The following is a 25,599-nucleotide window of genomic DNA, read 5'->3' on the forward strand; positions in this document are numbered from 1 at the left end:
AAATCTCATTTTTTTTCAAGTAAGCGATTCACAAGCACTATTCACACTTGTTCAAATCAGCGGCTCGTGCAAGCACCGCTTCAAGCGTCAACCCAAACTCTTGAGTGCCATCAGCAAGACGCAAAGTCACAGTATTTTGTTCTTGCTCTTTTTTTCCAAGAACAATCATCCACGGAACTTTGTCCACTTGTGCACGGCGAATTTGTGCGGAAATCTGATCGCCTGTTTCGTCAAGCTCCATACGCAGCCCCGCAGCGGTAATTTGGTCTGCTACACGGCGTGAATAATCGGCCTGGTGATCGGTAATTTTGAGCACACGTACTTGGACCGGAGCCAACCAGAAGGGCAGATGCCCTTTAAAATGCTCAAGCAAAATTCCCAAAAAGCGCTCAATTGATCCATAAATTGCAACGTGCATAATGACTGGACGTTTACGCGATTGATCAGCATCAATATACTCAAGCTTGAAATTTTCCGGTTGAATAAAGTCAATTTGACAGGTTCCACATTGCCACTCACGTCCCATTGCATCAAGAATTTTGATATCAATTTTGGGACCATAAAAAGCTCCACCGCCCTCATCAACTTCGTATGCAATTCCCATTTCTTCAAAAGTGTTACGCAACACTGCTGTTGCTTTTTCCCAAACCTCTGAACCGCTCCCCATCGACTTTTCTGGGCGAGTCGATAAAAAGTACTTAATAGAGCTGAATCCAAATTTCTTGTATATTTTATCAACACGTTCAAGAACCAATTTTACCGCATCGCCAATTTGATCAACAGTACAAAAAGTATGTGAATCATCTTGTGTAAAGCCACGCACTCTAAATAAACCATGGAGTACACCAGAAAGCTCACGACGATGCACAAAGCCAAACTCTGCAAGGCGAAGTGGAAGTTCTTTGTATGAACGAGGCCGCTCTTGATAATGCAAAATTGCCCCGGGACAGTTCATCGGCTTAACACAAAACGGGACGTCTTCGGTACTGGTGAAAAACATATTTTCACGATAGTTATCATAATGACCCGAAGTATGCCAGAGCGATTCATTCAAGATAAAAGGAGTTTTAATCTCTTGATACAGTGAACCACGAAGCTTACGCATCAAATCAATAAGTTTATGATAGACAATCAAACCCTTGTGATGAAAAAATGGAACACCGGGAGAAACATCGTGAAATGAGAAGAGTTCAAGTTGTTTACCAAGCTTGCGATGGTCATACAACTCAGCCTCTTCAATACGCTTAAAATAAGCGTCCATTGCTTCTTGAGTTTCAAATGCGACTCCACTGATACGCTGCAGCGCGATACCGTCGCGATTTGCTCGCCAGTATGAACCGGAAATTGCAGTCAGTTTAAAAAACTTAATTTCACCGATTGCATCAACATGACCACCTTTACAGAGGTCATAAAAATCGCCTTGATGATAAACACCAACGGTTTCATCAGCAATACCATCAATCAATTCAAGTTTGAATTGATTATCTTTAAACATCGGCCGAGCCTGGTCTTTAGGAATTTGACCGCCAGTAATTTTGTAATTTTTCTTGGCAAGCTCGCGCATTCGTTTTTCGATAACAGTCAAGTCATCTTCTTTAAAATTTTTTAACGGTAAAAAGTCATAAAAAAAACCGTACTCGGTCACCGGACCGATAGTAAGCTTTGTTCCTGGAAACAACCCCAGAACCGCTTGTGCAAGCAAATGCGCTGCAGAATGGCGCAGATTGTGCAAATAATTATTATCGTTCACGATTAATCCTTTCAGTAAACTCAGCCAAACTATAGCAGAGTCGTGAAAATTTTATACCCCACTGCTCTTTTGCAGGAGAGAAACATACATAAAAATAATTGGTTGAGAATAAAAAGATACTGCCCTTAGGCAGTCGTAGTCGTGATTATCGAAGAAATGGTCGTTGCAATCATGCAACGCATAAGGAATTGAGCATCACACTCACGTGCAGATAATTTGAAGCAGAGCGCGTTCATAACATCCTTAGTTAAACGCCATTGTATAGGTCAACTAACAATCTTATTATATAAAATTCGAGCACAAAGAGCAAAAACTATTCAAATGTGTCCTCTAAATAGAGACCTGCCTAATTTAAAAAAAGAATCTCTCCTTATTTAAATCATTCAATTTTCAACATAATTAATACAATATTGACAGATTGAATATTTATGATAGATTGATATGAAACTGTATTTTAAATGAAAAAAGCGGGGTTCTCATGTTATTAAACAAAAAAATCAATATTTTCTTGAAAATCGCATTGACTCTGGCACTCATCTGCCAATTCGATACTGCTTCTCCCATGAAGCGACATAATGATAATCCAATTGATCAGACCGACAATTCTGCAAAGAAAAAAAAGATTATCTTCGATTGCCCTTATAAGGGGAAACTAAAACAGCAAATGCACATCATTAATAAAGATCGATGCTTCAATAATAGAAAAATGGGCTTTAGCACGCAAGAAGCACTCGATGCTCATGTAATATTTTATCATAGAGCTTGCCCATGGTGCACTTTTATTCCAACAAACCCGAATGATGTCCATACACTTGCAAGCCACACTTATGAATATCATGGCAAAACAAGCTTTGCTTGCAGTTTTTGCAATGACTTTATTGTAGCTAACTTAAAAAAAAAATATTATTGCAATCATGTAAACAAATGTAAATTCAACCATAGAAATCAACTCAATCGGCTACTCATACTCCCGCGCCAAGTGACCCAGAGTAATGCTCTGCCAAAAATTCAACCCAATCCTTTACCACAACAATTTTTCAATAACGATAACATTTATAACCAGAATAATTTCTCTATTCCGCAAACACCTCAAGTTGATCCAGATAATGTGCTGGAGATAATCGAGCAGTCACCACACAATCAACTTCCTCAAAATAATAATTATCTCTCTTGGCAAACGCACGATAATTATTCAAATGCTCAGCAATTGCTTCCAACGAACAATTGCTCACAACAAATACAGAACCCTCAAGTCGTATTCAGTTGTTCTATTTGTTGTATTTTCCATACAAACAATCAACGCGACCTGGATAATCATATGTCTGGTTGCTCAAAACATAATCTAGTCTTTGGAGTAATGAATCTTGATGATGAAGAGTTGAGTGCCGATTTTGAATATGAATGTAAACCAAACAACGCGGCCGCAAATTCAGTCATGAATCAAGACGACTCAGCAGATTTTATTGACCAAATCAGTGATATAGCTCCCCCATTGAATCCTTTGTTTAATGAAGAAATCAATCAAAAACTTGATGATGACTTATCAGTAAACAATCTCCTTCCAAGCAACAACAACAACAACAACAACAACAACAACAACAACAACAATCAAAGCAAAACTCTTCGGAAACCACAAAAAAGTTTACTTAAAAAAGAAAAAACTCGGTCTCGAGGTAATAAAAAAGAACTGAATACAAATAAAAAACTTAATCAAAAGCATCACTGTCCTTTGGTTGACTATGATCAATGTGACGACAATAAAGAACGCGGATATGGTCGCATAAATATGCTTTATGACCATCTTTTGAGAGATCACATAACGTGTCCGTGGTCTGAACAATGTGGAATGACCGGACAATTTAAATCAAGAAAAGAGCTCCATGAGCATATCAACTTGTATGGGCATCCAAGAACAAGTAATTATTGTGAAAAATGCGATTACCTATCAATCGATAAAAGTGGAAATTTTCGCAGGCATATAAATGGCCAAAAATGTATGGCTAAACATGAAGGTTAAGCTTGAAAATTACGACTCTTCCATTCCCTTAAAAAAATTTCACTGATCAAAAACAAGAGCTCTCATGTTTGCATATTTTGCATTTATTTCTTGGAACTCAAAATTCCAAAAACCTCAATTCATTGCAGTAAGCCTCTCAAGGCTGATACCATGAAAACTGTCATATTCCTGTAGTGCTAACAAAGGAGAGTTTCATGACAAACAAATGCAAAGATGTTCTTGCATCAGGAACCCACCCAGGTAGCGAGCTGAAAAAAATCTTTGTTCTTGATACAAACGTCTTACTTCACGACCCTGATTCTCTTTTTGCCTTTCAAAGTGCTGTGGTTGGGATTCCTTATGTCGTCCTTGAAGAGCTTGACACCTTCAAACGCGAAGCAGGGGAACTTGGCCGCAACGCTCGAGAAGCAATCAGAAAATTGGATGAACTCCGAACCCAAGGATGTCTTGGAGTCGGCGTTGAACTCAACCACAATAGCAACGCAGTTCTCAAGGTATACCCCACTCCCAAACTCACTTTCTCTCAAGAAAATAACTACAGTCTCAAAGATAATCTCATCATCCAAACCGTTATGGACATCGCAAAAGAAGGCTATGAAGTCAAACTGATTACCAAGGATATTAACGTACGCGTCAAAGCCGATGTTTTAGGGCTTGACTCAGAAGATTACACAAAGGGGACAATTAGTTATTCCGATTTTTATACAGGTTGGATACGAGTTCCTGTTGCTCCGAATGATTTACGGTCAATGACCCCCCGACGACTTGCAACCGTTGTAGCAACCGACACGCTCATGCCAAACCAGTTCGTTATTCTTGAAAGCGAAAGTAACCAATACAATTATCGCTTGTTCCGTTACTTAGGTGATACGACCTTTAAAGAGGTGCAGAACATCACGCTCATGCAAAGCTTTCAAGCAAAAAACATTCAACAGCTTATGGCTCTAGATCTGCTTATGGATGACTCGGTACAGCTCATCACGCTCCTCGGACCAGCTGGAACTGGTAAAACATTTTTAACCTTGCTTGCAGGACTTTATAAAGTTGCTTATGAAAAAGTTTACCGTCGCTTTTTGGTAACAAGGCCGGTTGTTGCATTGGGTGCAGACGTTGGTTACCTGCCCGGCGATTTGCAAGAAAAACTCCACTACTGGATGCAACCGGTGCACGATAACTTAGAGTTTATCTTCAGCCAAATGATGCGAGGAGCCGAAGAGCAATACAACTTGGGTGCCAAAAACAAATCAAAAGCAAAAGATGGCAAAAAGGATCGCCGCCATTCGCATGACAGCAATCATTCCCACGGCGGACTTCCACACATGGAATCTCATACCGTAGAACGACTTCAACAAAAAGGTATTTTGAGCCTGGAGGCAATTACGTACATGCGCGGCCGTTCAATTCCCTATCAATTTGTATTCATTGATGAAGTGCAAAACTTAACGCCGCACGAGGTAAAAACTATTGTCAGCCGAGCGGGAGAAGGAACCAAGGTTATTCTTGCAGGCGACCCTTACCAAATCGATTCGCCCTATCTTGATTTCACGAGCAACGGGCTGACCGTTACTGCTGAAAAATTTAAAGATCAAAAAATTTCAGGAACTGTATTCTTAGAGATTAGCGAACGCTCTGAGCTTGCTAAGCTTGCTGCAGAGATTCTATAACCAATGTACCGAGCCGGATTATGACACAGGCTGATTTTGAACATCAGCCTGCTTTTTTTGTGATAATTTCTAGAAATTTATCAACCGTTTGATGAAACGTTAAATCAGAACTATCAATGATCACCGCATCTTGCGGAACAACCAACGGGGCAATTGCACGCGTGCTATCACGTTGATCGCGTGCAATCAACTGACCACTTACATACTGCTCATCATGCCCAGCATGAGCACGATTAGGGTCTTTTAAAATCCGTTGCACACGAGACTCAACGCTTGCGGTCAGAAAAAATTTAAAATCAGCATCCGGAAAAACCACCGAGCCACAATCACGACCATCAACTATAACATCATAATCTTTGGCAACAGCACGCTGTACATCAAGCAGTCGATGCCTCACTTCAGGCAATGCGCTCAATGCTGACGCAGACTGACTCAAAGCTTCATCAAAAAGAAACTCCGTAATATCAATACCTTTAAAAAAAACTAAACCATGCCCATCTTTAAAGCGAAATTGTATTTCTGAGACAAAGCTCAAATCGATATTTTGAATATCAACTGCATGATTGTTTGAGCTATCTGAATGCACAAAATACATCACCACATAAGCAACAGCTCGGTACAAAAGCCCTGTTGAAAAGTGATGAATGCCGAGCTTTCGAGCAATTTCTTGTGCCACAGAGCTTTTACCACTTGCACCCGGGCCATCGATAGTAATTATCATAACGTGTACTTTTTCCTTTTAACTACTGACTACTCATCACTGGATAAAGGGCTCTTTATAGAACAACTACTCCAGCTCGAGCTTAATTTTTGAAAACTCGCAAAAGAACTTTGATGTTGATTGATCAGAATTCGTATTTCATCATGAGCTAACTGAAGCTCTGTAAAAATTTTCATCATGATCACATTGAGCTGTCGAGCCATAAGGCCTTTTTGACTTTCCCATCGCTCATCAGAAATAGGTGCTACTGGACGAGACGATCTTTCTTTAATTGCCCGCACTTTTCCTTGCTCTCTTTTTAATTTTTCTTTTTCTCGTTCTAATTCTGCAAGAACCTCTCGCCATTCATTTTGAGTTACGCTGTCAAGTCTGCCTACGGCAACAATAAAAATTTGTACCGCAAAATCTAGTAATTGCTGGCGATTTTCATCGGTAATAGTTTTTAAGTCATTAAAAAACTGATCGATTCTTTGATACTCAGCGCTCAATCTCAGCAGATTGCTCAAAAACTCTCGATCTGTTTTATACAAACCCAAAGATACTTCAGTAAACCGAGGGCTTGAAATCGCACGCTCAAATTGGTTATCATGGCGCATATCATCAATATCCGAATTATTCTGCTCATCCTGATTACTATCATCACAGTAACTATCCGCATCCTTATCGAAGTCAAACTGCAATTCAAACTGAGATGGAGATGCTGGCTTAAAGCCTTTAAATGTATCAAACGATGTTGGATAAGAACCAAATGATCTTGATTTAGATACTCCAAATTGATCTTGATCCATAGCATAAATATCAACATTTAAAACTATAATCATGCAGCTTATCGTCAAAACCGAAAATATATTCTTCATATTCATGATGCTCCCCTTGCTCAAAATATTGCCTACTCACCTCAAAAAAGATAGCTCACAACTCGCCGGTTAGTATATCGCACCAATAAAAACAAAGTCAAAATAATGACCAAAGCTCGGTTTCATGGTATGTTTGAGCATTAAAATTTATGTAACCCAATTAAGCTAAGTTGTGATCTAAGAATTGAGCTTAAATTTTTTTGTTTTGCAGATAAACTCAATGCTTTCAGGGACTCGTCATCCTCGCGAAGGCGGGGATCAGGATTAAAAGTTTCCTTATAAAACAAGGAGATATAACGGATCCCCGACTCGTCCTGCGGACTCTCGAGGATGACAAACCCTATTTAAGTCAATTTATTTCTAGCAATAAACAAAGGTCACAACTTCGATTAATCTAAAAATTCAGGTCCCATGGAAAAAACAGTACCGGAAAAATTAACCCCGCTCATGCAGCAATACTTCGACATAAAACAGCAGTTCACCGATACTCTCTTGTTCTTTCAAGTAGGTGATTTTTACGAGCTTTTTTTTGATGATGCAAAAATTGCTTCCGCATTTCTTGCGATCACTTTGACCAAGCGGGGCAAAAATAACGGCGCTGATATTCCGCTGTGTGGTGTTCCTATTCATGCACTTGATCATTATCTGGTGAAATTGATCAGAGGTGGTTTTAAGGTTGCACTGTGCGATCAACTCACCAAACCGCAACCGGGCACCGTTGTGCAACGGGGGATAACACGTGTTTTTACTCCTGGAACACTCATCGATGCCGGCATGCTTGACGATAAATCAGCATCGTACCTGCTCACTTTTTATCCACTACCCGACCGCTGGGGCATTTTATTTACCGAACTGTTAACCGCACAACTTTTTGCAACGACAGTCCCTGCCGATTCATACCGACACATCGAAGCGGAACTTATCCGCTTTTTTCCCGATGAAATCATTTTGCCCAAGCTCAAAAAAATTGAACATTTCGATACCTACTTCAAAAAAATGGGCTACTGTACCAGCTTTATTGATGCACACATTCAAGCAAACGATGTGCAGAGTGAGGAAGAACCAAAAAGCTCAGAATCTCAAGCATGGATTGAGCAGCAATTCCCTGCGCAAGCGGTCCGCACAATTCACCAGCAACCGGCGTTTGAACAATCACTCACCACGCTCTATCACTATTTAAAAAGAAATCAAAGCGCTTCGCTTGAACAGTTCAAATCGATTCAATTTTATGAACCGGATGATTACCTAATTCTTGATTTGGCAACACAAAAAAATCTTGAAATCATTAATAACACACAAGATGGCGGAAGAAAGAACACACTCTTTTCAGTACTTGATCACGCAAAAACTCCGATGGGTTCTCGAACGATTAAAAAATGGCTCTCACGCCCACTGGTGCAAAAAACAAGTATTATTCAACGACAAGAGGTGGTTAAAGAGCTTGTCTCAAATTTTGAACTCACAAGAAAGCTTGATGATAATCTATCAAACATTGCTGATATCGAGCGCATTATTGGCAGAATTGCACTCACGCGTGCCACCCTTCACGACTACAGCGCGCTCAAAAACTCACTATCACTCATGCCTAAAATTAAGCAGCTCCTGAGCAAATTGGCGCATGTTCCGCTTGCGCAAGCAATCGCCGAAAAAATTGCTGACTTTACACCGCTGGTACAGTTGCTTGAATTAAGCGCTAATGATGACACAGCGTTGAGTTACACCATTAAGCCTGGGTTTGACTTAGAGCTTGATCGACTTCGGGGCTTGTCGACCAATGGTCATGAAGCAATTTTAGCGCTGGAACAGCAAGAACGAATACGTACTGGAATTTCAAGTTTAAAAATTGGTTACACACATCAAACCGGTTATTACATAGAAATTACCAATCCGAACCTGGACAAAGTTCCTGCAGACTTCATGGCCCAACAAACTATGGTTGGACGCAAGCGTTTTATCTCTCAACAGCTCAAAGCACTTGAAGTTGAAATTTTGCAAGCCACTGCACAAATCGAACAACTTGAAGCCACCATATTTGCACGCGTTAAATTAGAAGTTGCGCACTATCTTGCTCCGCTTCGCCATGCAGCACAAAGCATTGCCTACCTTGATGGGCTTTTTGGTTTTGCAGCTGCAGCACACCACAATCGTTATATCACACCGGAGTTTAATGACCGACAAGAGATTATAATTTCAGCTGGTCGACATCCCGTTGTTGAAGAAAGCTTAGGTCATCTTTTTGTCCCCAATAACACCAACTTGACTATCGATGAATCACTTTGGGTCATCACTGGTCCAAATATGGGCGGTAAATCAACGTATCTGCGCCAAGTGGGCTTAATTTGTATCATGGCACAATGTGGAAGCCTTGTTCCTGCCCAAGCTGCAAGCTTACCAATCCTTGACCGAATTTTTACACGCATTGGGTCAGGTGATAATGTTGCTCAGGGGAAAAGTACCTTCCTCGTTGAGATGGAAGAAACAGCGGTTATTTGCACGCAAGCAACATCAAAAAGCTTGGTGATTCTAGACGAAGTTGGACGCGGCACCAGTACCTTTGATGGCATTGCACTGGCTCAAGCAATTATCGAACACATCTTTACTCAGATTACAGCAAAGTGTCTTTTTGCAACGCATTATCACGAGCTCACTGAACTTGCGGCAATGCATCCGGGCATTAAAAATTACCACTTGGCCAGTACCAAAAAAGGAGACCAGTTATTATTTTTGCATAAAATTGAACCGGGAGTTGCACCCGGAAGTTTTGGACTTGATGTTGCCAAGCTTGCGGGACTGCCGCATTCAATCACTCAGCGAGCAAAAACCATTTTGCATCAACTCCAAGCTACAAGCGAAGCTCACCAAAAACCTACGCAACAATCATTTTTGTATCACGCTGCACATACAACCTCGATAGATTCTGATGAAGAACAGCTCCATCAAACAATCAGAAATCTTGAACTCCAAGTCACACAACAGCAAGAGCTCCTTGCTCAACTCACCAATCTTGATATCAATAATTTGACTCCTCGACAGGCGCTCGAATTTATCTGGGATCTTAAAGAGAAATTGAACGAAAAAGATTAAGCTCTTGATCGGGTATATCCGTCTGGTATGATAAAATATGCCTTATGATTGATAATTGACTGAGAAGACGCAAAAAATTCACGTTACCGTGACCGTTAATACTCAAATTAGAAGAGAGCAGTATGATCAACCAATCATTATTTTTTATTGCATTTTTTGCTATCACATTTTCTACATCAACGATAACACCTCTTTCACTTGTTCACGGCTCATGGAGTGCACAAGGTGAACGAACGAGCCAGCAAGACAGATATGTAAGTAATACGTTTGGTATTGAGGATAAACAAGTCTATTGCTTTGGTATTTTCGATGGCCATGGCCAGGTTCGCATGGGACACCTTGTTGCTCAGTATGCACAAAATCACCTACACAATGAACTTGCACCAAAAGTAGTGTCACTCTTCCAATCAAACAACTTACACCGCGTACCAGATCTCATTCAAGAATCATTTCAAGAATTTGATAAAGATTTAAAAAACAAGAATCCTAATTTTACTTTTAATAGCGGAACAACCGCAACAACGATAATGATCATCGAAGATCACTGTATTGTTGCAAACGTTGGTGACTCGCAAGCGTATCTTCAGGTATCCAATTTAATGGCGCCACAAGTCCTCACAGAAAATCATGTTCTTAATGAAAATTTTTGCAAACAATTTGAGAAATCTGATACTACTTATTTAGAAAAAAGAGTTACTACAGAAATCTTTTACCAAGACTTTCCATTTAATCAAGAAAATTGCATCCGAAGAATCCATCACAATACTTACATTGTTGCTCAATACGATAATGAGAGAGGAGCCTATGAAAGCTTATTAAATTTGTCACGAACTCTTGGCGACTCACTCTTTTTCCCGCACGTAACGGCTCTTCCATTCGTACAAAACTTCTCTTTAACGCCAGAGCACCAGTTTATTATCATTGCAAGTGATGGCTTGTGGGATAATATGACCGGCAAAGCAGCAACAAATTTTGTACTAGCCTACCTTCAAGAAAATGATATGAATATACAGACAATAACACCTGACCAGGCACAAACCATAGCACAAGCACTTGTAGACGCATCACTTACAATCAGCAAGCACGATAATACAACTGCAACCATTATCTTTTTTCAACACACTCCATAAACTATACTTCTTTAATTACATCTGTCGTATTTCTTAACTTAAGTTTTCCGATCTTCTGTTCAAGTTGCTGCTCAAGATCATAGATAATCTGCTCACTTGTAAGTTGACTAACCAACGCGCAGGCGGCAACATCAAAGCTTATTAATATGTCATAGATTGAATCACATCAAATATCAATATATTTTTAAATATTATTTACATTTGTAATTATCGTTCGGCATAATGAATTTACGGAATATCATGAACGGCTTCATGGTACTCCACTATAAATTATTTAAAACGTTGCCCAATAAGGGGAGAATCCTATTATGAAGTTCTCTTGGAATAATATGCGATCAGCACTCCTGATCACGCTTGGCCTCACAATGGTCCTTATGGGTATTGCATGGGCAATGACTCCTGCACCCGCATCACCGACCGCTTCTGCAGATCCTGCGGCTTTTGCGGCAACGCTTGCTCAAGCGGCTGCTCTATCAGCCCCAGCTCCTGCTGCACCAGCACCTTTGATTGCATCAGCGCCACCAGCAGCGCCTACTGGCATGGGAACGACGACAGGAGCAACAGGATTTCTTCCTTCAAATACAGCAGCACCAGCTGCTGGTACTGACACTGAAATTGTCGAAGAAGAAATAACCGAAGAAGTGGATTCTCCAACGCAGCCTGGTAAAAAAATTAAACGTAAACGTAGGGTCAAACGTCGCGTAAAACGTCGTGGAAAAAAAGCTGGCAAACGTGGCGGCATGAAGTTTCCAAAGCGGAAAAAAAGCAAAAGTGCTGCTCCTCTTGGTATGCAAAGAGGTAAACATCCAAGCCAGATGAAGCCCCAAGAACGTCTCCAACGCAGAAATCAACTTGTTCGAGCACAACAAAAACGAGCACTGATGCGTATACAAAGACAACCAACAAGCAACTTAGCAAAATTGCGAGCTCGACAAATGCAGCAACTTCCTCCTGGAGCAAAAAAATATGGCTCGAGAAGAACCGTTGGCATGACCCCTGGTAAGAGTCGAGGCAAAAAAGGAGCTCAACGAAAAGGTAAGGGCAACAAAGCAGGTGGAGCTTCTGCTCAGGAAGCGCAAGCTGACACACCAGCTGATTCAGCAGAACAAACCGATTCGTCAGCCGAAGCACCGGCTGCAACAGATGACGGATCTACAGAACCAGCTCCTGAGTCATAATCTGTAATTCAAAATAATGGTGCAATGTTATTTTGCACATCGCATCTTACAAAGCTTATTGAACAAGGCGCCTGAAAATACTGGGCGCCTTCTCTTTTTTATACAACCAAAACAGTTAAAATCTTAAATTATTTTTTTAAATTATTTCAATTTGAAATTACTCTTGGTATCCTAAATATAACAGGTGTATTGTATTAAAAGTAAAATCGCACTATTTAAAAAAGGAGAAAGACTATGAATAAACGTTATAAATTGTTACTCAAGAGACTACTGCTCTGCTCGTTGCTTGCAGGAAGTACGCTCACTATTAATAGTTTAAAGGCTGAAGTAAACGAGCCTTCCCACAGCAAAGCAATTTCAGAAATGAGAATTATTAGAGCAGAACTTGATAGGGCAAGAGAAGAAGAAAAAAAACTTTTTACCGATTATAAAAATAATAAGACACTATTAGAAGAAAAAGAAAGAGACCTTGCATCTCAAATGAATGAAAGTGACACTGGGCATATAGCCGCACTCAACGAAGAAATAAATAAACTCAAAGAATCTGTTAAAAAACACTTTACTGACTTTCAAAATAAGCAATTTCAAGTAATGAAACTTGAAATTGAATATGACAAAAAAAAAAGCATGGTTAATCAGATGATCAGAGCATCTGAATCCCAAGTAGAGCCTGTTGAAGTTGCAGAACTTCCACTTCCTCCAGCACTATCGCACCTCACAAAATCCCGCCCTATGGGGCCAAAGGGTCGAAGACTTCCATCTCGATGGGGTAAAAATCTAGGAACTGAAGAAACAGCTCTTGAAAGTGAGATCGCATCCACTACTGCTACTTCAGAAGATGTACCGCTTACTCAAGAAGCCCAAGAGTGCTCAATATGCATTGAAAATATAGAACCTAACAATTACGACGGTGCCCAGTTAACTTGTAATCATACTTTCCACAAAGCATGTATTGATGATTGGTTTAAAGCACAAACCGATAAAAACATTCATAAGACATGTCCGTTATGCCGAAAAGATTTCAATAACGAAAATCCTTTTAAGGTGGAGCCCTCAACTGATGAAGTTCCAACTTTAGAAGTTGCCCATGCTGCTGCACAAATTAAAGAGCAACAAAACATCCTTGCCAACTTAGAAGAAACTAAAGCAGCCGAAGAAAAAGAGCTTGTAAAAACAGAAACAAAGCTTGAAGAGGTAAAAGTACTTCCAATTGAGCCTGTTGCTCCAATCAAGAAAAAAGTTGCTCGACACAGACAAAAAATCGCTCAAAAAAATGATGCAATTGGTGTTTGTAAACGCAAAATTTACTTGCTTAAGCAGGCGCAACTCAAAGCAGCGCGACGAGCGGCTGCGCAACAAAATGCTGGTCAACCAAAAAAACAGCAGTCAGTTCAGGACTTTTATGGCGTTAAAAAAACGTCAAAACGTAAATCTCGTGTTCGCGGTAGTCGCGTAACACGTCGTGGACCAGCACGCAAGAAATCAACCAAACGTGGCGTCTCACGCAAAAAGTCGAACAAGCGTAGCTCCAAACGTAAAGGCTCAGCTAAAAAGAAATCAACTAAGAAAAAGCAAGCACGTCGACAAGCTCAACAATCAGTTGAATAAAGCACTATAAGCAACTGAATATATGGCGCCTGGGGAGCTGACTCCAGGCGCCTTTGTTTTCTAGATGAAACATAGCGGCTCAACATGATTCAATGTGAAATTATTTTTTTTAAAATATTTACATTTGAAATTAAAGTTTAGTAGGCTAAGAATAACAAGAAAGCTTTTAAGTACTCCAAACTTATGATGCTCATATTGAACCGAAGAAGAAGAACAATAGGAAAATAAATAGGTCGTTAAAAACCAAAAATAGGAGATAGAACTATGAATAAAATATCCAAGAAGCTGCTGCTCTGCGCACTGCTTGTCGGTGGAATTATTGAGAGCAATATTAATGCAGGGACAATCAGCGATGACACAGACTTAAGCGGCGTTGCCAACTTATTCAGTGACGAAGAAAAACGAGCTGAACGCGCTGCTAAAAAAGCTGCCGCCGAAGAAGATAACATTGATTACGACACAAGTAGCTTGTACGGCGAAGATGCCAGCGTTGGTGAAACAGAAGAAACTGCTGCAATTCCTACTCCACCACCGCTTCCAGCAAGCAAGGCTGATAGTAAAGAAGAATCTGCGGTGACTAAGGGAGCTCGCAAGAGACGCAAGCGAGTTGCGGGTAAAAGTCGTAAAAAAGCTGCTCGGTCAAAATCTCGTTCAAAATCTAATCGTAAAGGCAAAGAAGGCTCTAAGTTTGAAAAGCGCCGTGTTTCACGAAGAGAAAGCTTTAAAAAAGCAAAGTCTACACGTAAAAGCAGAACAGCTCGTCCACGTCGTCAGCCTAAAGGCGTAACACAAACAGCTGATAACCAAGGACGCGTAAAGTCATGGAAGTCTGGTCACAAAAAAACCCAAGCTTCTCGCAAAAAGCGTTTTACGCCTAAAACCTCTGCTCAACGTGCTACGATAGCACGAAGGCAAGCCGAAAAGCTGCTTGATAAGAGCCCATGGACCGCTCGTGATTATAAGAGAGCACAGAGCTTGCGCAAAACATTAGACAAATTGCTTCCTCGTCCATACAGTCTTGCTGATTACAAGTTCTTTGGTGAACTTGACGCTGAAATAAGTGCATATGAGGGGACACCTCAAGAAGACAGTCGATTTACCCGATCTATCAAACGAAGCGGCAGACGCTTAAAACATGTCGATGCACCGGTTGAAAGAACAGGCTACAAACTTGGAAAAGTAGTCGACTAAAAAGCTTTTACTCAAACTTTGAAGTTAAACTTAATTTTAAACCAAACTTACGGCGCCTCTCCATCCCACACTCTCCTCCCCAAGGAGCATGGAAGGCGCCTTTTCTTTTTTATCTACTTTGAGTAACTCCAACCTTTTTACACACATGGCTGATAGCGCACTGGCTGCACTTGGGTGAGATAGGTGCACAGATATTCTGGCCCCAAATCACCAACAGTTTATTCCAGGTAATCCAATCTTTCTTATCCAAAAGCCTTTTCAGCTCAACCTCTGTCTGCTCAACCGTCTTGGTCTTGATAAGCCCTAGGCGGTTTGAAATACGATGCACATGAGTGTCGACACAGATGCTTGGCACGTCAAACGCCATCCCTAATACTAAATTTGCAGTTTTAGGACCTACACCTTTAATAGAAATAAGCTGTTCATAGGTGTCAGGCACCCTACCATCAAACGCCTCAATAATCGTGCGGGAAACCTCACGCAGTACTCGAGCTTTATTTTGATAAAAGCCCGTTTTAAAGATGATTTTCCTAAGATCATCTTCTGGAAGAGCCAAGAGCTCCTGAGGGGTTTTCACCCGACTAAATAGGTCCCTGCAAACATGAATGGTCGAAATATCCTTCGCACGCAGACTGAGTAAACAGCCGATCAAGATAAGGTAAGGATTTTTGCCATACTCATCGATGATGCTATTAATCAAGGGCTGTACATACGCAACCGTCTTCTTAGCCAAAATTCTGATAATCTCTTCTCTGATCATAATCAAATGTGCCACTGTTATTGTCGTGTGCTTGATAAAGCACAAAAATCACGTTTATTTTTTATACAACAGGTTCTATACTAGCACACATTTATTGAAGAAAAAGCTCGAATTATACAAGGAGGACCAAACGCATGAACTTAGAAATGTTCAAAGGTAAAATTAAAGATTTTATCGCATTTCTTGAAGTTGAAAAAAACTCCTCACTTCATACCGTGCGCGCCTACCAAAGCGACCTCAAACAACTGTACCAGTTTTGGCTCTTAATCGAAGAAAAGGAAAAAGCGATCAAACACTCGTTTGATAAGATTATGCGCCGTTTTGCAACCTCTCTTTTTTATAAAAAGATCTCAAAACGGTCACTTGCCCGTAAACTGTCCTGTTTACGTTCATTTCAGAACTTTTTGAAAGCACAGGGCATTAAGCTGGGAATGCAGATTAAATCACCACGCCCAGACAAAAAGCTCCCTATTACCTTGAGCGTTGACGAGATTTTTTACTTGCTCGATTCGCTAAAAAATGAGACACTACCTACGAAGTATCCTTTACGTGACAAGACAATCTTTGAACTCATCTATGCAACAGGGGTTCGCTGTTCAGAACTAGTCGGAATCACCTTGAGCGACATCAACTTTGAGGAACGAACTATTAAAGTTATGGGAAAAGGTAGAAAAGAACGCTTAGTTCTTTTTGGCTCAAAGGCTGAAACAAGCCTGCACAGTTACTTACACGACGAACGCCCTCGCTTGCTCAAAAATAAAATAGAAAAACACCTTTTTTTAAATAATAATGGGGGACAACTCACCCAGCGCTCGGTACAGCGCATTTTTGAAATGTTTCGTAAATTTTTAAAAGTCGACAGAAAACTTTCGCCTCACAAGATTCGTCACTCATTTGCTACTCATTTGCTGAATCAGGGTGTTGATTTGCGCATAATACAAGAGCTGCTTGGGCATAAAACAATTGCAACCACGGAAATATACACACATGTTTCAAACCAGCATCTGGCTCAAATGTGTGACGAAAAGCACCCGCTTAATAACCTTGATTACTTAGTATTGGACCATGAATCATGATCATTCTTACTCCCCCTCCTTTTAATGAATACGAATTGTTGGACTCAGGCAATGGCTATCGCCTTGAACGCTTTGGGGCCAATATTGTTGCACGTCCGGATGCAAGCTGCGTTTGGAAGCAAGCTCAACCTGAAAACCAATGGGAACAGGCTAACGCTTACTTTAAAAAGCTTCCTGATGGTAAAAGCATGTGGCAAAAATCAATGTTCAAAGAAGAGTGGTTTTTTAAGATTCCACCATTCAGTAAAACTGCAAAACACTCAATTGTTGCATCATTACGCCTTGCGCCATCAGTTAAAAATATCGGCATTTTCCCAGAAAACGTTGCTCACTGGCCATGGATCGCACACCGACTGAGCAAACGCAAAAATGCAAATGTTCTCAACTTATTCGGTTACACCGGCCTAACGACCCTTTTCATGGCAAATCTTGGAGCAAGCGTATGTCACGTTGACGCTTCAAAGCCATCAGTCGAATGGGCAAAGCGCAATCAAGATTTAAGCAAGATGAATGACGCGGCTATTCGATGGATTGTCGACGACTGCACCAAATTTGTGCACCGTGAAGTAAAACGTGGCATGAAATATGATGCTATTATCATGGATCCACCAGCATTTGGACGAGACAACAAAGGTAATGTCTTTGAATTTGAAAAGCGCATTGGCGATCTGCTTGAGCTGTGCAAAAAAGCACTGAGTCCTCGCCCATTGTTCTTTGTTTTCAACGGCTACTCAATGGGATATTCGTCAACCGTTCTTGCAAACTTGCTCAACGATCATTTCCCTGAGCAACAGATTGAACATGGTGAATTGCACCTGAGAGAAGTAAACGATGAGCGTTCACTCCCCTGCTCAATTTTTGCACGATTTTAAATTGAATTAAAATTAAAAAAGTCCCATCTCGTAGATAAATTCTACTCGATGGGACTTTTGTTATGTGATAAAGTTGCAATCAATCAATTAATCGAACAGGATTAAAAAAAATTTTTTGAATACTCTTAACAGAGTTAATGATTTGTTCATCACCTGATTCATAGGCTTTTTCTAACAGTGACTTTCCATCGCAATCAACCGCAAGTTCCAAAACCTTTTGATTCCATATTTCTTTATTTATACGAGGAATAGTCCTACTATCTATCGCCTGAAAAGCAGACATAATTTCTGCCTGTTCTTCTTGAGTAAGCTGAGACGCAAGAAGGAGCATCCTTAAACTTTCCCGTTCTTGCAATAAAAGGCCAAGAAATCTGGCTCTCATTAAAATTCGAGACAAGTAGGAATAGGAATGAGGTACTCGAAACGGAGTTTTGCGTGTGCCGGTAAAATCACTTTCATTCATAGCACATTCAAGGAGAACACAAACTTCTTCTGGTGACTTTTTTTCGCTTAACGCTTGTTGAAGGCTATCGTTCTGAATCAGCATTCGTAGCATTTGAGCCGTAAGCGTTGCTTCAATTGGAAGTTCAAGCGGAGAAAGCCTTACAGGATTCAGATTAGCTTTATGAATAAAAATTCGCTCTGCTTTTTTAGAACGCTTTTTTGATCTTTTTCTTTTCATACTATTAAGCCTTGAACCTGTACGCTGTTGAGACATCGTACGCCTGATTTTAATTTTAAATGAATTTTTCTCATGCATACGTCTACGAAATTTTTGTAACTCTTGAGCAAATAACGGTGGCTGCTCGCTTTTTTCTTGCATGCTTAAAAGAGGTATCATTCCAAGAAAATTCATTACAAAAAGATAAATGGGTATAAATTTTAAAATCATGAGAAGCTCCCCTTGCCCACATATTTTGACAAAATAGTTACCAATTGATTATTGTACTATTTTAAATTATTTATATTATTTGTAAATATTTTTTAAAATATAGAAAAAAGTGCCATTTTTGTAAAAAAACGGCACTTAAACATTATAGACTCAAGGGCTAAAGAATTTATCTAAAATAATCGATTTTCATTGCTTGCTTAACCCTGGCAAGCGTCTGCTCTGCCAGAGCATTTGCTTTCAGGGTACCCTGACGCACAATTTCCAAAACTTGTGCCGGATCTTGCGCAAACTGTGCACGCTTAACGCGCAGAGGCTCTAAGAAAGTATTGAGTACTTCGATAAGACGCTTTTTAAGTGTTACGTCGCCCAAGCCACCACGCTCATAATGAGCCTTTAACTCAGCAACTTCTTCAGTTCTATCATCAAAAATATCAAGATACGCAAAGACCATGTTGCCCTCAACCTTACCTGGATCAGCAACATGAATGTGCTCAGGGTCAGTGTACATGGTCATGACCTTGCGCTTTACCTCATCAGCAGAATCCGAAAGATAAATAGCATTACCAAGTGACTTACTCATCTTAGCTTTGCCATCAAGGCCGGGTAATCTGCCTGCAGTTGCAGGAACAAGCGCCTCAGGTTCCACTAAGACCTCACCATAAATTCTATTAAATTTGCGTACAATTTCAGCAGTCTGCTCAATCATAGGTAATTGATCATGCCCAACAGGAACAAGATGCGCGCCAAAGATAGTTATATCAGCAGCCTGGCTTACCGGATAGCACAAAAAGCCTGCCGTTACATTCGAGCCAAATCCCTTTTGCCTGATCTCATCTTTAACTGTTGGGTTACGCTCAAGCCGAGCAACCGTGACCAAATTTAAATAGAAAATGGTCAGCTCAGCAATAGGCCCAATCATTGATTGCAAAAAAATAGTGGAAACTGCAGGATCGATTCCTACCGACAAATAATCAAGCACGACTTCAAGAACACTTGCGCGCACTTTTTCTGGTGTTTCGAAATTGTCAGTCAACGCCTGCACATCGGCAAGCATCACATATTGTTCGTAGTCGTGTTGCAGGGCTACACGATTTTTGAGTGAACCGACATAATGGCCAAGGTGCAAGGGACCTGTTGGGCGGTCACCGGTAAGAATTATTTTTTTTGCGGACATTTTTAGCCTTTCATAAAATTCAAAATTTTCACTCAGTGTACTCGAGCACGCAAAAATTTGAATTTTTTCTTAATCTCCCGTAGGCTCTTGAGCAAAATTGGACCATACAAAAGGACCATAGAAAGGAGAACATGCTTGCTCATTATTTGCAACGCATTCGCGAACTAGGATTTAATGGACTCCGGGAAGTCCTTATTAAACGTCAACGAAAAAAAGCATTTTCCGCCCGCTGGAAACAGCGTTCACTGGCTCAAGCAGCAGGGCTGACCTGGGCCGATATTGTTCAAGAATTTCGGGCACCAAAAAAATTTGATGACTTCTTTGAGCTCCTCAAAAAAAACCATCACCTCGAAAAAGTACTCATACACCGGCGCTTTGTTGAGCACCTCCCCCCACACTTTTCTATACCACAAGAACTTTTTGCCCACGCAGACCACATCGCTCAAGGCTGCTTAGATATTTTAGGATTTGGAGAACACTGCTTTGGTAAAAATATAAAATGGCACGAAGATTTCTTCTCAGGACAGACCGAAAGTTTTTCAAGCTTTAAAAATCAATTTTATCAGGATATTAAAATTCCTTTTGTGAACACCGCTGAAAATACTGACCAAGAAAAACGTAATCCTGATATAAAAATTCCTTGGGAAATCTCACGCTTCAACCATATTTTTGTGCTCGGCATGGCATACCGGGCAGCGCAAGAAATTTCACACTACGAATGGGCCAATCGCTATGCACGGGCATTTCATGCTCACGTGTCACAATGGATGCACCAAAATCCCTACTTGCTTGGTGTCAACTGGCTCTGCCCTATGGACGTAGGCATCAGAGCGATTAATCTGCTCTGGGGATTTCACTTCTTTAAAAACGAACCCAGCATCATGCCTCAGTTTTTTGAAAAGCTTGTCTGCTCGCTCTATAACCACCTTGAATATCTTGAATACAACTTTGAAACATCGGATAAACCAAACAACCACTACCTTGCAGATCTACTCGGGTACTTCTATCTCTCCACATTCTTTATTAACATAAAAAAGATTTATCGGAAGCGTCAGCATGCGCTCAAACTTTTAGTTGAACAACTCCACCACCAAATTTTGCCCGACGGAACCTGCTATGAAGGCTCAACCGCCTACCACATCTTGGTTACTGAAATTTTTCTGCATACTTTTTTACTTGGACAAGCGCATGCACTCGAGCTCCCGTTTATGCTTGAGCACCGACTCAATCAAATGCTCACCTTTGCAGCACAAGTAACCTATAGCAATGGCACACTCATTCAAATTGGTGATAATGATAGTGGGAAAATTGTTGCAGGACTTTACATAAAACCGCGTCTCCATGACACCTTAAGTAGCTACAAAGACTTCGGCCTGACCATTATCAGAAATAATGGAATACACCTGACGTTCAGACATGCAACCTTTGCGCCCTATCAACCATCGGGCCACTTCCATTATGATCAGCTATCCATAACACTTTCAGTTGATGGAATACCTATTTTGGTTGATCCTGGATCGTATTGCTACACGAGTCAACCAACATGGCGCAACACGTTTCGGGATTTTTCATATCACAATAATATGTATTTGGAATCACCCGCGCTTGAACCGCGCATCGCTCAGGAGCTTGATTTATTTCAACTCAAAAGAATTTCAGAATCTTCGCAAAGCCTGATTTTAGATCAAGAGAAAACGATTGAACTTGTTGATCGATATCAAGCGGTGCAAGAACCCGATATTGTTGCACATCGAAGCCTGGACCTTGATAAGAATGCACGCATTATTACACTCTATGACTGGTGGACAGCTGAGCATAACCCAAAATATGCGATAACGTGCTGGTCTTTTATGTTTGCACCATCAATCCAGCTTGTGCAGGATGAACAAACAAAAAACTGGATTGTTGAGCTCAACGCCAAGCCTCTGGCCAGCATTACCTCAACCTTGCGACTCGAAAGTACGCAGGGTTGGTTTAGTCCTGCGTATGGGGTAAAGCTGCCGTGCACGCGCCTGGTAGCACAGCTGCCTCTAAGCCAGACTAAGCAAAAAACAACCGTACAGTTGTTTTAGCAAAAGCTTAAAAGCGCAATTATTTGGCTTAAAAGACTTTTTTGTTTTTCAACCATATTTTCACGGCCCTCAAAGAGCAAAATGCCGTGGTTACCGTGCCGCGTATTCCACATGCAACATGATGGGTTATTCAAGCCAAGCGTTTTGCCCAAATTTACTAATCCTTCTTGGCTGCATTGGTCATGGTTACGAGTAATACTTGCATGGTTAAACTGCTTTATTTGTTGATGAAACTGCCCACTGGACATATCGTGTGCAAACGAATAAGGATCTTGCCAAACATCAGCTTTGTGCAGGCTGCATTCATCCTTGCAAAAACCGGCAACTCCTCTGAGTGAGTCAAAGTCTGGATTGTCGACAAGGTACACTGCTTTGTTGAGTCCAAAATGCGAATCATGGCCTAATTCATGTAATATCAACGGTGAAAGCTCATCAACTTCATGAAGCTGCAAAATACGTTGCGGCAGCCCGACTAGACTGTTGAGTAACGTTTGATCATGATTAATTTCATCATGATTAATTTTCTTCATGGAATGCCCTCTCCTTTGTTATCCCTTTTTTTTTCGCTTTCTATTTTTTACCATACCCCTTTTTATTCGGTACGACAAGAAAGCGAAAAATCTGGCGCAAGGAGATATTTTCCTTACGCCAGATTTAAAAGTATCACAAGTAAGAGTATGAATTATAGTTACAACTATTTATTACTCGGTGTCCATTGCAACAACATCTTGATGAACAACCAGAGGATATTCTACCTGGGCAATACCGACATCGATAATTTCCTGAGAAATTCCTGCCTCACGTGCCACGGAAATGAAAGCATCTTTTGTAACCTGACCCGTAACAACAAATTGTTGGTAGGCTTCTACAAGCTTATTGATTGCCAGTTCTTTGACAATCTCTGGTTTAACAGCATAACCAGGCTGACTCAATGTGCCATCAAATGCCGCCTCTGAGCGAAAACTCATAAAAATTCCTTGCAAATCTTCAAGTGCTTCTCCCCTTAAATACTCAGGATAATCTGGATGAATCCAGCCGTTTTTACCACGAAAATCCATTCCAAACCGTATTCGCGTTTCTCCAAGTTGAATGAGAGTATCTCGAACTTCATTGCCAAGAATTTTATTAAGCGCGATAACCGCTTCTTCCAAACGGCCAACATATTCCCAATCAGTTGCACATTGCTCAAGAACTTTGCACTGTATAGCAACAGCTCCAAGCGGTTGAGTGAGTAAAGTTCGTGCTTTAAGCAACCCAAGGTCTTCCTTAAGAAAAAGATTAATAATATCTTCTGCAATGGGTTTTTTTGTCTCACAATAATGCTTATAATGCTTATAATTTTTTTTACTATCAGGGACATAACCCGAGTCGTGAAATGTCAAACAATACTCTTTGCCTAATTGAGCCTCATCTGAATCAGACTCATAAGCAGTAAGTACCGCTGTTACCCAGTGAAACGTACCAACCTGTTTTTCATCACGAGCATCTCCCGTGTTAATAATAAAAGCTTGAGGTTGTTTATCGGCTTGAAATTTTTCTATACGTGCCAATAACGCAAGACTTAATCCATGGCCTTGCGCTAATTGAGAAATTTGATTCTTTGAAGCAAAAACGGTAACGTTATTGGCTGCTTGCACACCATCTGCTACTTGTTCAGCATGAGATGCTGGCAATAAATCTGTTCGAACCAAATTATGAACTAACAAATCAAGCTCTTCAACCTGTAAGTTATCAATAGATTGCGCAAGACGGCTTTGACGAACTATGACTTCCCAGCCCTTAAGATATTCCTTAAACAGATCTGCATTACGACGATTATCTTTCCCAAGAGTTAGGCTGCACAATGCGTTCCACAATGCGTAGTATGCGCAATGAAGACCGTGACCTCTTTGATCCGCTTGTTTCAAGCTAGCTCTAACCTCTGTATCAATAACTGGTGATGCAAAAAGTGCATTGCTCGCAAGAGCAAAAACTAGCGCAAGAGCAAGAAATTTACTTATTTTATTCATAATATATTCTCCGATTTATACAATTACTCTTAATCAGTAATAACGTTAATGTTATTGATCACTAAAGGATCTTCAACTTGAGCAATGCCAGCATCGATAATTTCATGAGAAATTCCGGCCTCATGAGCAACTTGAATGAAAGCATCTTGTGTAACCTGACCAGTAACAACAAAATCTCCATACGTTTTTGCAAGTTTATTGATTGCAAGTTGTCGCGCACATGCTTGAAGCGTGCCAATATGCACATTAAGCTCTTCAAATTGTGTCCAATTGGGATCAAGAAAAAGGCTCTTTAGTTGAGCTTGCATCACAGGAATAGTTTTACGACGAAGAAACTTTGCATAATCATTATTGTCTATTCGTTTCGCACGGCGTAAAGCCATTTTTGCATTCAATTCATTAAATCTGTCAGGAGCTGCTGCTCTAATGCAACAACGCACATAATCTTCAAGAAAATAAATGTACTCATCAGAATAAACATCACAACTCCAAAGTAAAATATCGTTAGAAGCATTGCTTATCTCTGCATATTGATCTGAATATACTTTTACTGCATGAAGCTGTGGGGTAAGCAAGCTTCGAGCGGTCAGCAGATCAAGATTTTCTTCAACAAAAAGCGCGTGAATACTGTTTCCCATAGGAATTAATGATTTACAGTATTGATCAAAATCCTTTTTATTCTCACGACTTCGAGGAACATAACCTGAATCATAAAATTTTAGTTCATAAGCAAATTCTTCAGTTGGTGCAGAATGAGGAGTAAGAACAGCCGCTATCCAGTGAAATGTACCAACCTGTCTTTCATCACGAGCGCTTCCTGTGTTGATAATAAAAGCTTGAGGCTGACTATCGGCTCGAAATTTTCTGATACGATCTAACAATGCAGGAGTCAATCCATGGCCAGTAGCTAATTGAGCTATCTGATTCTTTGAAGCAAAAACGGTAACGTTACTCGCTGCTTGCACACCATCTGTTACTTGTTCAGCATGAGATACTGGCAATAAAGTATCCTGTACAAGACGATTAACTAATAGATCAAGCTCTTCAACCTGTAAATTATTAACTTCACTCGGTAAAATTGGCCCCCTGAATATGTTCACAAAACAAGCTTCTTGCGGAGCACGTCTTTGAAAAACAATATTCTCCCAAGTCTCAAGATGTTTGTTAAAATCTTCTCGATGAGTATTTTCACCTTGAAAATCAGGATTCACACCACATAACGCATTCCACAATGCGTAATATCCGCAGTGAAGGCCATGACCTTCGTAAGAGGCTTGCTTTAAGCTTGAATTACACCCCATCTGAGTGCCATTCACCTCAATTTTTGGCTGCTTTACGTCGTCACGAACATCAACATCGCTCCGCGATCGCTTGCGCGAAGCTTTTTTGCCTGCTTGGCCATCTTGACCATGCTCAGACTCCATAGAAAAGAGAGCATTACTCTGCGCAAAGAGCATCACCATAACAACAAAAAAATTACATACTTTATTCATGATAAACCTCCACAAGTTCAGAATTATAACCTGACCTAGTTTACCACGCCC

General features: G+C 40.5%; 19 protein-coding genes. 10 read left to right on the forward strand and 9 right to left on the reverse strand.

Annotated features, from left to right (window positions below):
• Positions 1–37: 37 nt before the first annotated feature.
• A complete protein-coding gene (gene thrS / locus JST56_00790) occupies positions 38–1,750 on the reverse strand; it encodes a threonine--tRNA ligase (protein MBS1987511.1) in 1,713 nt (570 codons plus the stop codon).
• Positions 1,751–2,228: 478 nt separating this feature from the next.
• On the opposite strand from thrS, the gene JST56_00795 reads away from it, so the two are divergent.
• Both JST56_00795 and JST56_00800 read left to right on the forward strand, forming a co-directional pair.
• A complete protein-coding gene (locus JST56_00795) occupies positions 2,229–3,767 on the forward strand; it encodes a hypothetical protein (protein MBS1987512.1) in 1,539 nt (512 codons plus the stop codon).
• Positions 3,768–3,961: 194 nt separating this feature from the next.
• The gene (locus tag JST56_00800) at positions 3,962–5,431 is read left to right on the forward strand and encodes a PhoH family protein (GenBank protein ID MBS1987513.1); all 1,470 of its coding nucleotides are present in this window, start codon (positions 3,962–3,964) and stop codon (positions 5,429–5,431) included.
• Positions 5,432–5,474: 43 nt separating this feature from the next.
• On the opposite strand, the gene cmk is transcribed toward JST56_00800, so the two are convergent.
• Positions 5,475–6,152: a (d)CMP kinase gene (cmk, locus tag JST56_00805; GenBank protein ID MBS1987514.1), complete on the reverse strand. Its 678-nt coding sequence runs from the start codon at positions 6,150–6,152 to the stop codon at positions 5,475–5,477.
• 29 nt (positions 6,153–6,181) lie between these two features.
• Entirely contained in the window at positions 6,182–7,015 is an 834-nt protein-coding gene (locus JST56_00810) for a hypothetical protein (protein ID MBS1987515.1), read from the reverse strand.
• A gap of 405 nt (positions 7,016–7,420) precedes the next feature.
• On the opposite strand from JST56_00810, the gene mutS reads away from it, so the two are divergent.
• From mutS to JST56_00835, 5 genes are all read left to right on the forward strand, one after another.
• Positions 7,421–10,093 carry a DNA mismatch repair protein MutS gene (gene mutS / locus JST56_00815; GenBank protein MBS1987516.1) on the forward strand — a complete coding sequence of 891 codons (2,673 nt, stop codon included), beginning with the start codon at positions 7,421–7,423 and terminating at the stop codon, positions 10,091–10,093.
• Between the two features lie 122 nt (positions 10,094–10,215).
• Positions 10,216–11,223 (forward strand): protein serine/threonine phosphatase 2C family protein, encoded by a 1,008-nt coding sequence (locus JST56_00820; GenBank protein MBS1987517.1) that lies wholly within the window; start codon positions 10,216–10,218, stop codon positions 11,221–11,223.
• 308 nt (positions 11,224–11,531) lie between these two features.
• Positions 11,532–12,401 carry a hypothetical protein gene (locus JST56_00825; GenBank protein MBS1987518.1) on the forward strand — a complete coding sequence of 290 codons (870 nt, stop codon included), beginning with the start codon at positions 11,532–11,534 and terminating at the stop codon, positions 12,399–12,401.
• A 234-nt stretch (positions 12,402–12,635) separates the two neighbouring features.
• Positions 12,636–14,009 carry a hypothetical protein gene (locus JST56_00830; protein MBS1987519.1) on the forward strand — a complete coding sequence of 458 codons (1,374 nt, stop codon included), beginning with the start codon at positions 12,636–12,638 and terminating at the stop codon, positions 14,007–14,009.
• 264 nt (positions 14,010–14,273) lie between these two features.
• Positions 14,274–15,200, forward strand: a complete 927-nt coding sequence (locus tag JST56_00835) for a hypothetical protein (protein ID MBS1987520.1) — start codon at positions 14,274–14,276, stop codon at positions 15,198–15,200.
• 109 nt (positions 15,201–15,309) lie between these two features.
• Here the strand turns inward: JST56_00835 and JST56_00840 are convergent, their stop codons facing one another.
• Entirely contained in the window at positions 15,310–15,966 is a 657-nt protein-coding gene (locus JST56_00840) for an endonuclease III (GenBank protein MBS1987521.1), read from the reverse strand.
• 128 nt (positions 15,967–16,094) lie between these two features.
• On the opposite strand from JST56_00840, the gene JST56_00845 reads away from it, so the two are divergent.
• Both JST56_00845 and JST56_00850 read left to right on the forward strand, forming a co-directional pair.
• Entirely contained in the window at positions 16,095–17,036 is a 942-nt protein-coding gene (locus JST56_00845) for a tyrosine-type recombinase/integrase (GenBank protein MBS1987522.1), read from the forward strand.
• Positions 17,033–17,908 carry a class I SAM-dependent methyltransferase gene (locus JST56_00850; protein ID MBS1987523.1) on the forward strand — a complete coding sequence of 292 codons (876 nt, stop codon included), beginning with the start codon at positions 17,033–17,035 and terminating at the stop codon, positions 17,906–17,908. The genes JST56_00845 and JST56_00850 overlap by 4 nt, the downstream gene beginning before the upstream one ends.
• Positions 17,909–17,987: 79 nt before the next feature.
• Here the strand turns inward: JST56_00850 and JST56_00855 are convergent, their stop codons facing one another.
• The gene (locus JST56_00855) at positions 17,988–18,800 is read right to left on the reverse strand and encodes a hypothetical protein (protein ID MBS1987524.1); all 813 of its coding nucleotides are present in this window, start codon (positions 18,798–18,800) and stop codon (positions 17,988–17,990) included.
• Between the two features lie 166 nt (positions 18,801–18,966).
• Positions 18,967–19,974, reverse strand: coding sequence for a tryptophan--tRNA ligase (gene trpS, locus JST56_00860; protein ID MBS1987525.1), 1,008 nt, complete (start codon positions 19,972–19,974; stop codon positions 18,967–18,969).
• A 131-nt stretch (positions 19,975–20,105) separates the two neighbouring features.
• Here trpS and JST56_00865 point away from each other — a divergent pair, with 131 nt between their 5' ends.
• Entirely contained in the window at positions 20,106–22,046 is a 1,941-nt protein-coding gene (locus JST56_00865; protein ID MBS1987526.1) for an alginate lyase family protein, read from the forward strand.
• On the opposite strand, the gene JST56_00870 is transcribed toward JST56_00865, so the two are convergent.
• The 3 genes from JST56_00870 to JST56_00880 all read right to left on the reverse strand — a co-directional run bounded on the left by JST56_00870 (position 22,043) and on the right by JST56_00880 (position 25,548).
• Positions 22,043–22,576, reverse strand: coding sequence for a hypothetical protein (locus tag JST56_00870; GenBank protein ID MBS1987527.1), 534 nt, complete (start codon positions 22,574–22,576; stop codon positions 22,043–22,045). The genes JST56_00865 and JST56_00870 overlap by 4 nt on opposite strands.
• Positions 22,577–22,747: 171 nt before the next feature.
• Positions 22,748–24,055, reverse strand: a complete 1,308-nt coding sequence (locus JST56_00875; GenBank protein MBS1987528.1) for a hypothetical protein — start codon at positions 24,053–24,055, stop codon at positions 22,748–22,750.
• A 29-nt stretch (positions 24,056–24,084) separates the two neighbouring features.
• The gene (locus JST56_00880) at positions 24,085–25,548 is read right to left on the reverse strand and encodes a hypothetical protein (GenBank protein ID MBS1987529.1); all 1,464 of its coding nucleotides are present in this window, start codon (positions 25,546–25,548) and stop codon (positions 24,085–24,087) included.
• Positions 25,549–25,599: the final 51 nt, after the last annotated feature.

The organism is Candidatus Dependentiae bacterium, assembly GCA_018266175.1.
Lineage (GTDB): Bacteria > Babelota > Babeliae > Babelales > RVW-14 > JAFEAY01.

Excerpts from the sequence above, each read along its gene's own strand:
- cmk (MBS1987514.1), bottom strand. The coding sequence starts at position 6,152 with ATGATAATTACTATCGATGGCCCGGGTGCAAGTGGTAAAAGCTCTGTG.
- JST56_00835 (MBS1987520.1), top strand. The coding sequence starts at position 14,274 with ATGAATAAAATATCCAAGAAGCTGCTGCTCTGCGCACTGCTTGTCGGT.
- JST56_00825 (MBS1987518.1), top strand. The coding sequence starts at position 11,532 with ATGAAGTTCTCTTGGAATAATATGCGATCAGCACTCCTGATCACGCTT.
- JST56_00845 (MBS1987522.1), top strand. The coding sequence starts at position 16,095 with ATGAACTTAGAAATGTTCAAAGGTAAAATTAAAGATTTTATCGCATTT.
- mutS (MBS1987516.1), top strand. The coding sequence starts at position 7,421 with ATGGAAAAAACAGTACCGGAAAAATTAACCCCGCTCATGCAGCAATAC.
- JST56_00830 (MBS1987519.1), top strand. The coding sequence starts at position 12,636 with ATGAATAAACGTTATAAATTGTTACTCAAGAGACTACTGCTCTGCTCG.
- JST56_00875 (MBS1987528.1), bottom strand. The coding sequence starts at position 24,055 with ATGAATAAAATAAGTAAATTTCTTGCTCTTGCGCTAGTTTTTGCTCTT.
- JST56_00880 (MBS1987529.1), bottom strand. The coding sequence starts at position 25,548 with ATGAATAAAGTATGTAATTTTTTTGTTGTTATGGTGATGCTCTTTGCG.
- JST56_00800 (MBS1987513.1), top strand. The coding sequence starts at position 3,962 with ATGACAAACAAATGCAAAGATGTTCTTGCATCAGGAACCCACCCAGGT.
- JST56_00820 (MBS1987517.1), top strand. The coding sequence starts at position 10,216 with ATGATCAACCAATCATTATTTTTTATTGCATTTTTTGCTATCACATTT.
- JST56_00795 (MBS1987512.1), top strand. The coding sequence starts at position 2,229 with ATGTTATTAAACAAAAAAATCAATATTTTCTTGAAAATCGCATTGACT.
- JST56_00870 (MBS1987527.1), bottom strand. The coding sequence starts at position 22,576 with ATGAAGAAAATTAATCATGATGAAATTAATCATGATCAAACGTTACTC.
- JST56_00850 (MBS1987523.1), top strand. The coding sequence starts at position 17,033 with ATGATCATTCTTACTCCCCCTCCTTTTAATGAATACGAATTGTTGGAC.
- JST56_00855 (MBS1987524.1), bottom strand. The coding sequence starts at position 18,800 with ATGATTTTAAAATTTATACCCATTTATCTTTTTGTAATGAATTTTCTT.
- JST56_00810 (MBS1987515.1), bottom strand. The coding sequence starts at position 7,015 with ATGAATATGAAGAATATATTTTCGGTTTTGACGATAAGCTGCATGATT.
- trpS (MBS1987525.1), bottom strand. The coding sequence starts at position 19,974 with ATGTCCGCAAAAAAAATAATTCTTACCGGTGACCGCCCAACAGGTCCC.
- JST56_00865 (MBS1987526.1), top strand. The coding sequence starts at position 20,106 with ATGCTTGCTCATTATTTGCAACGCATTCGCGAACTAGGATTTAATGGA.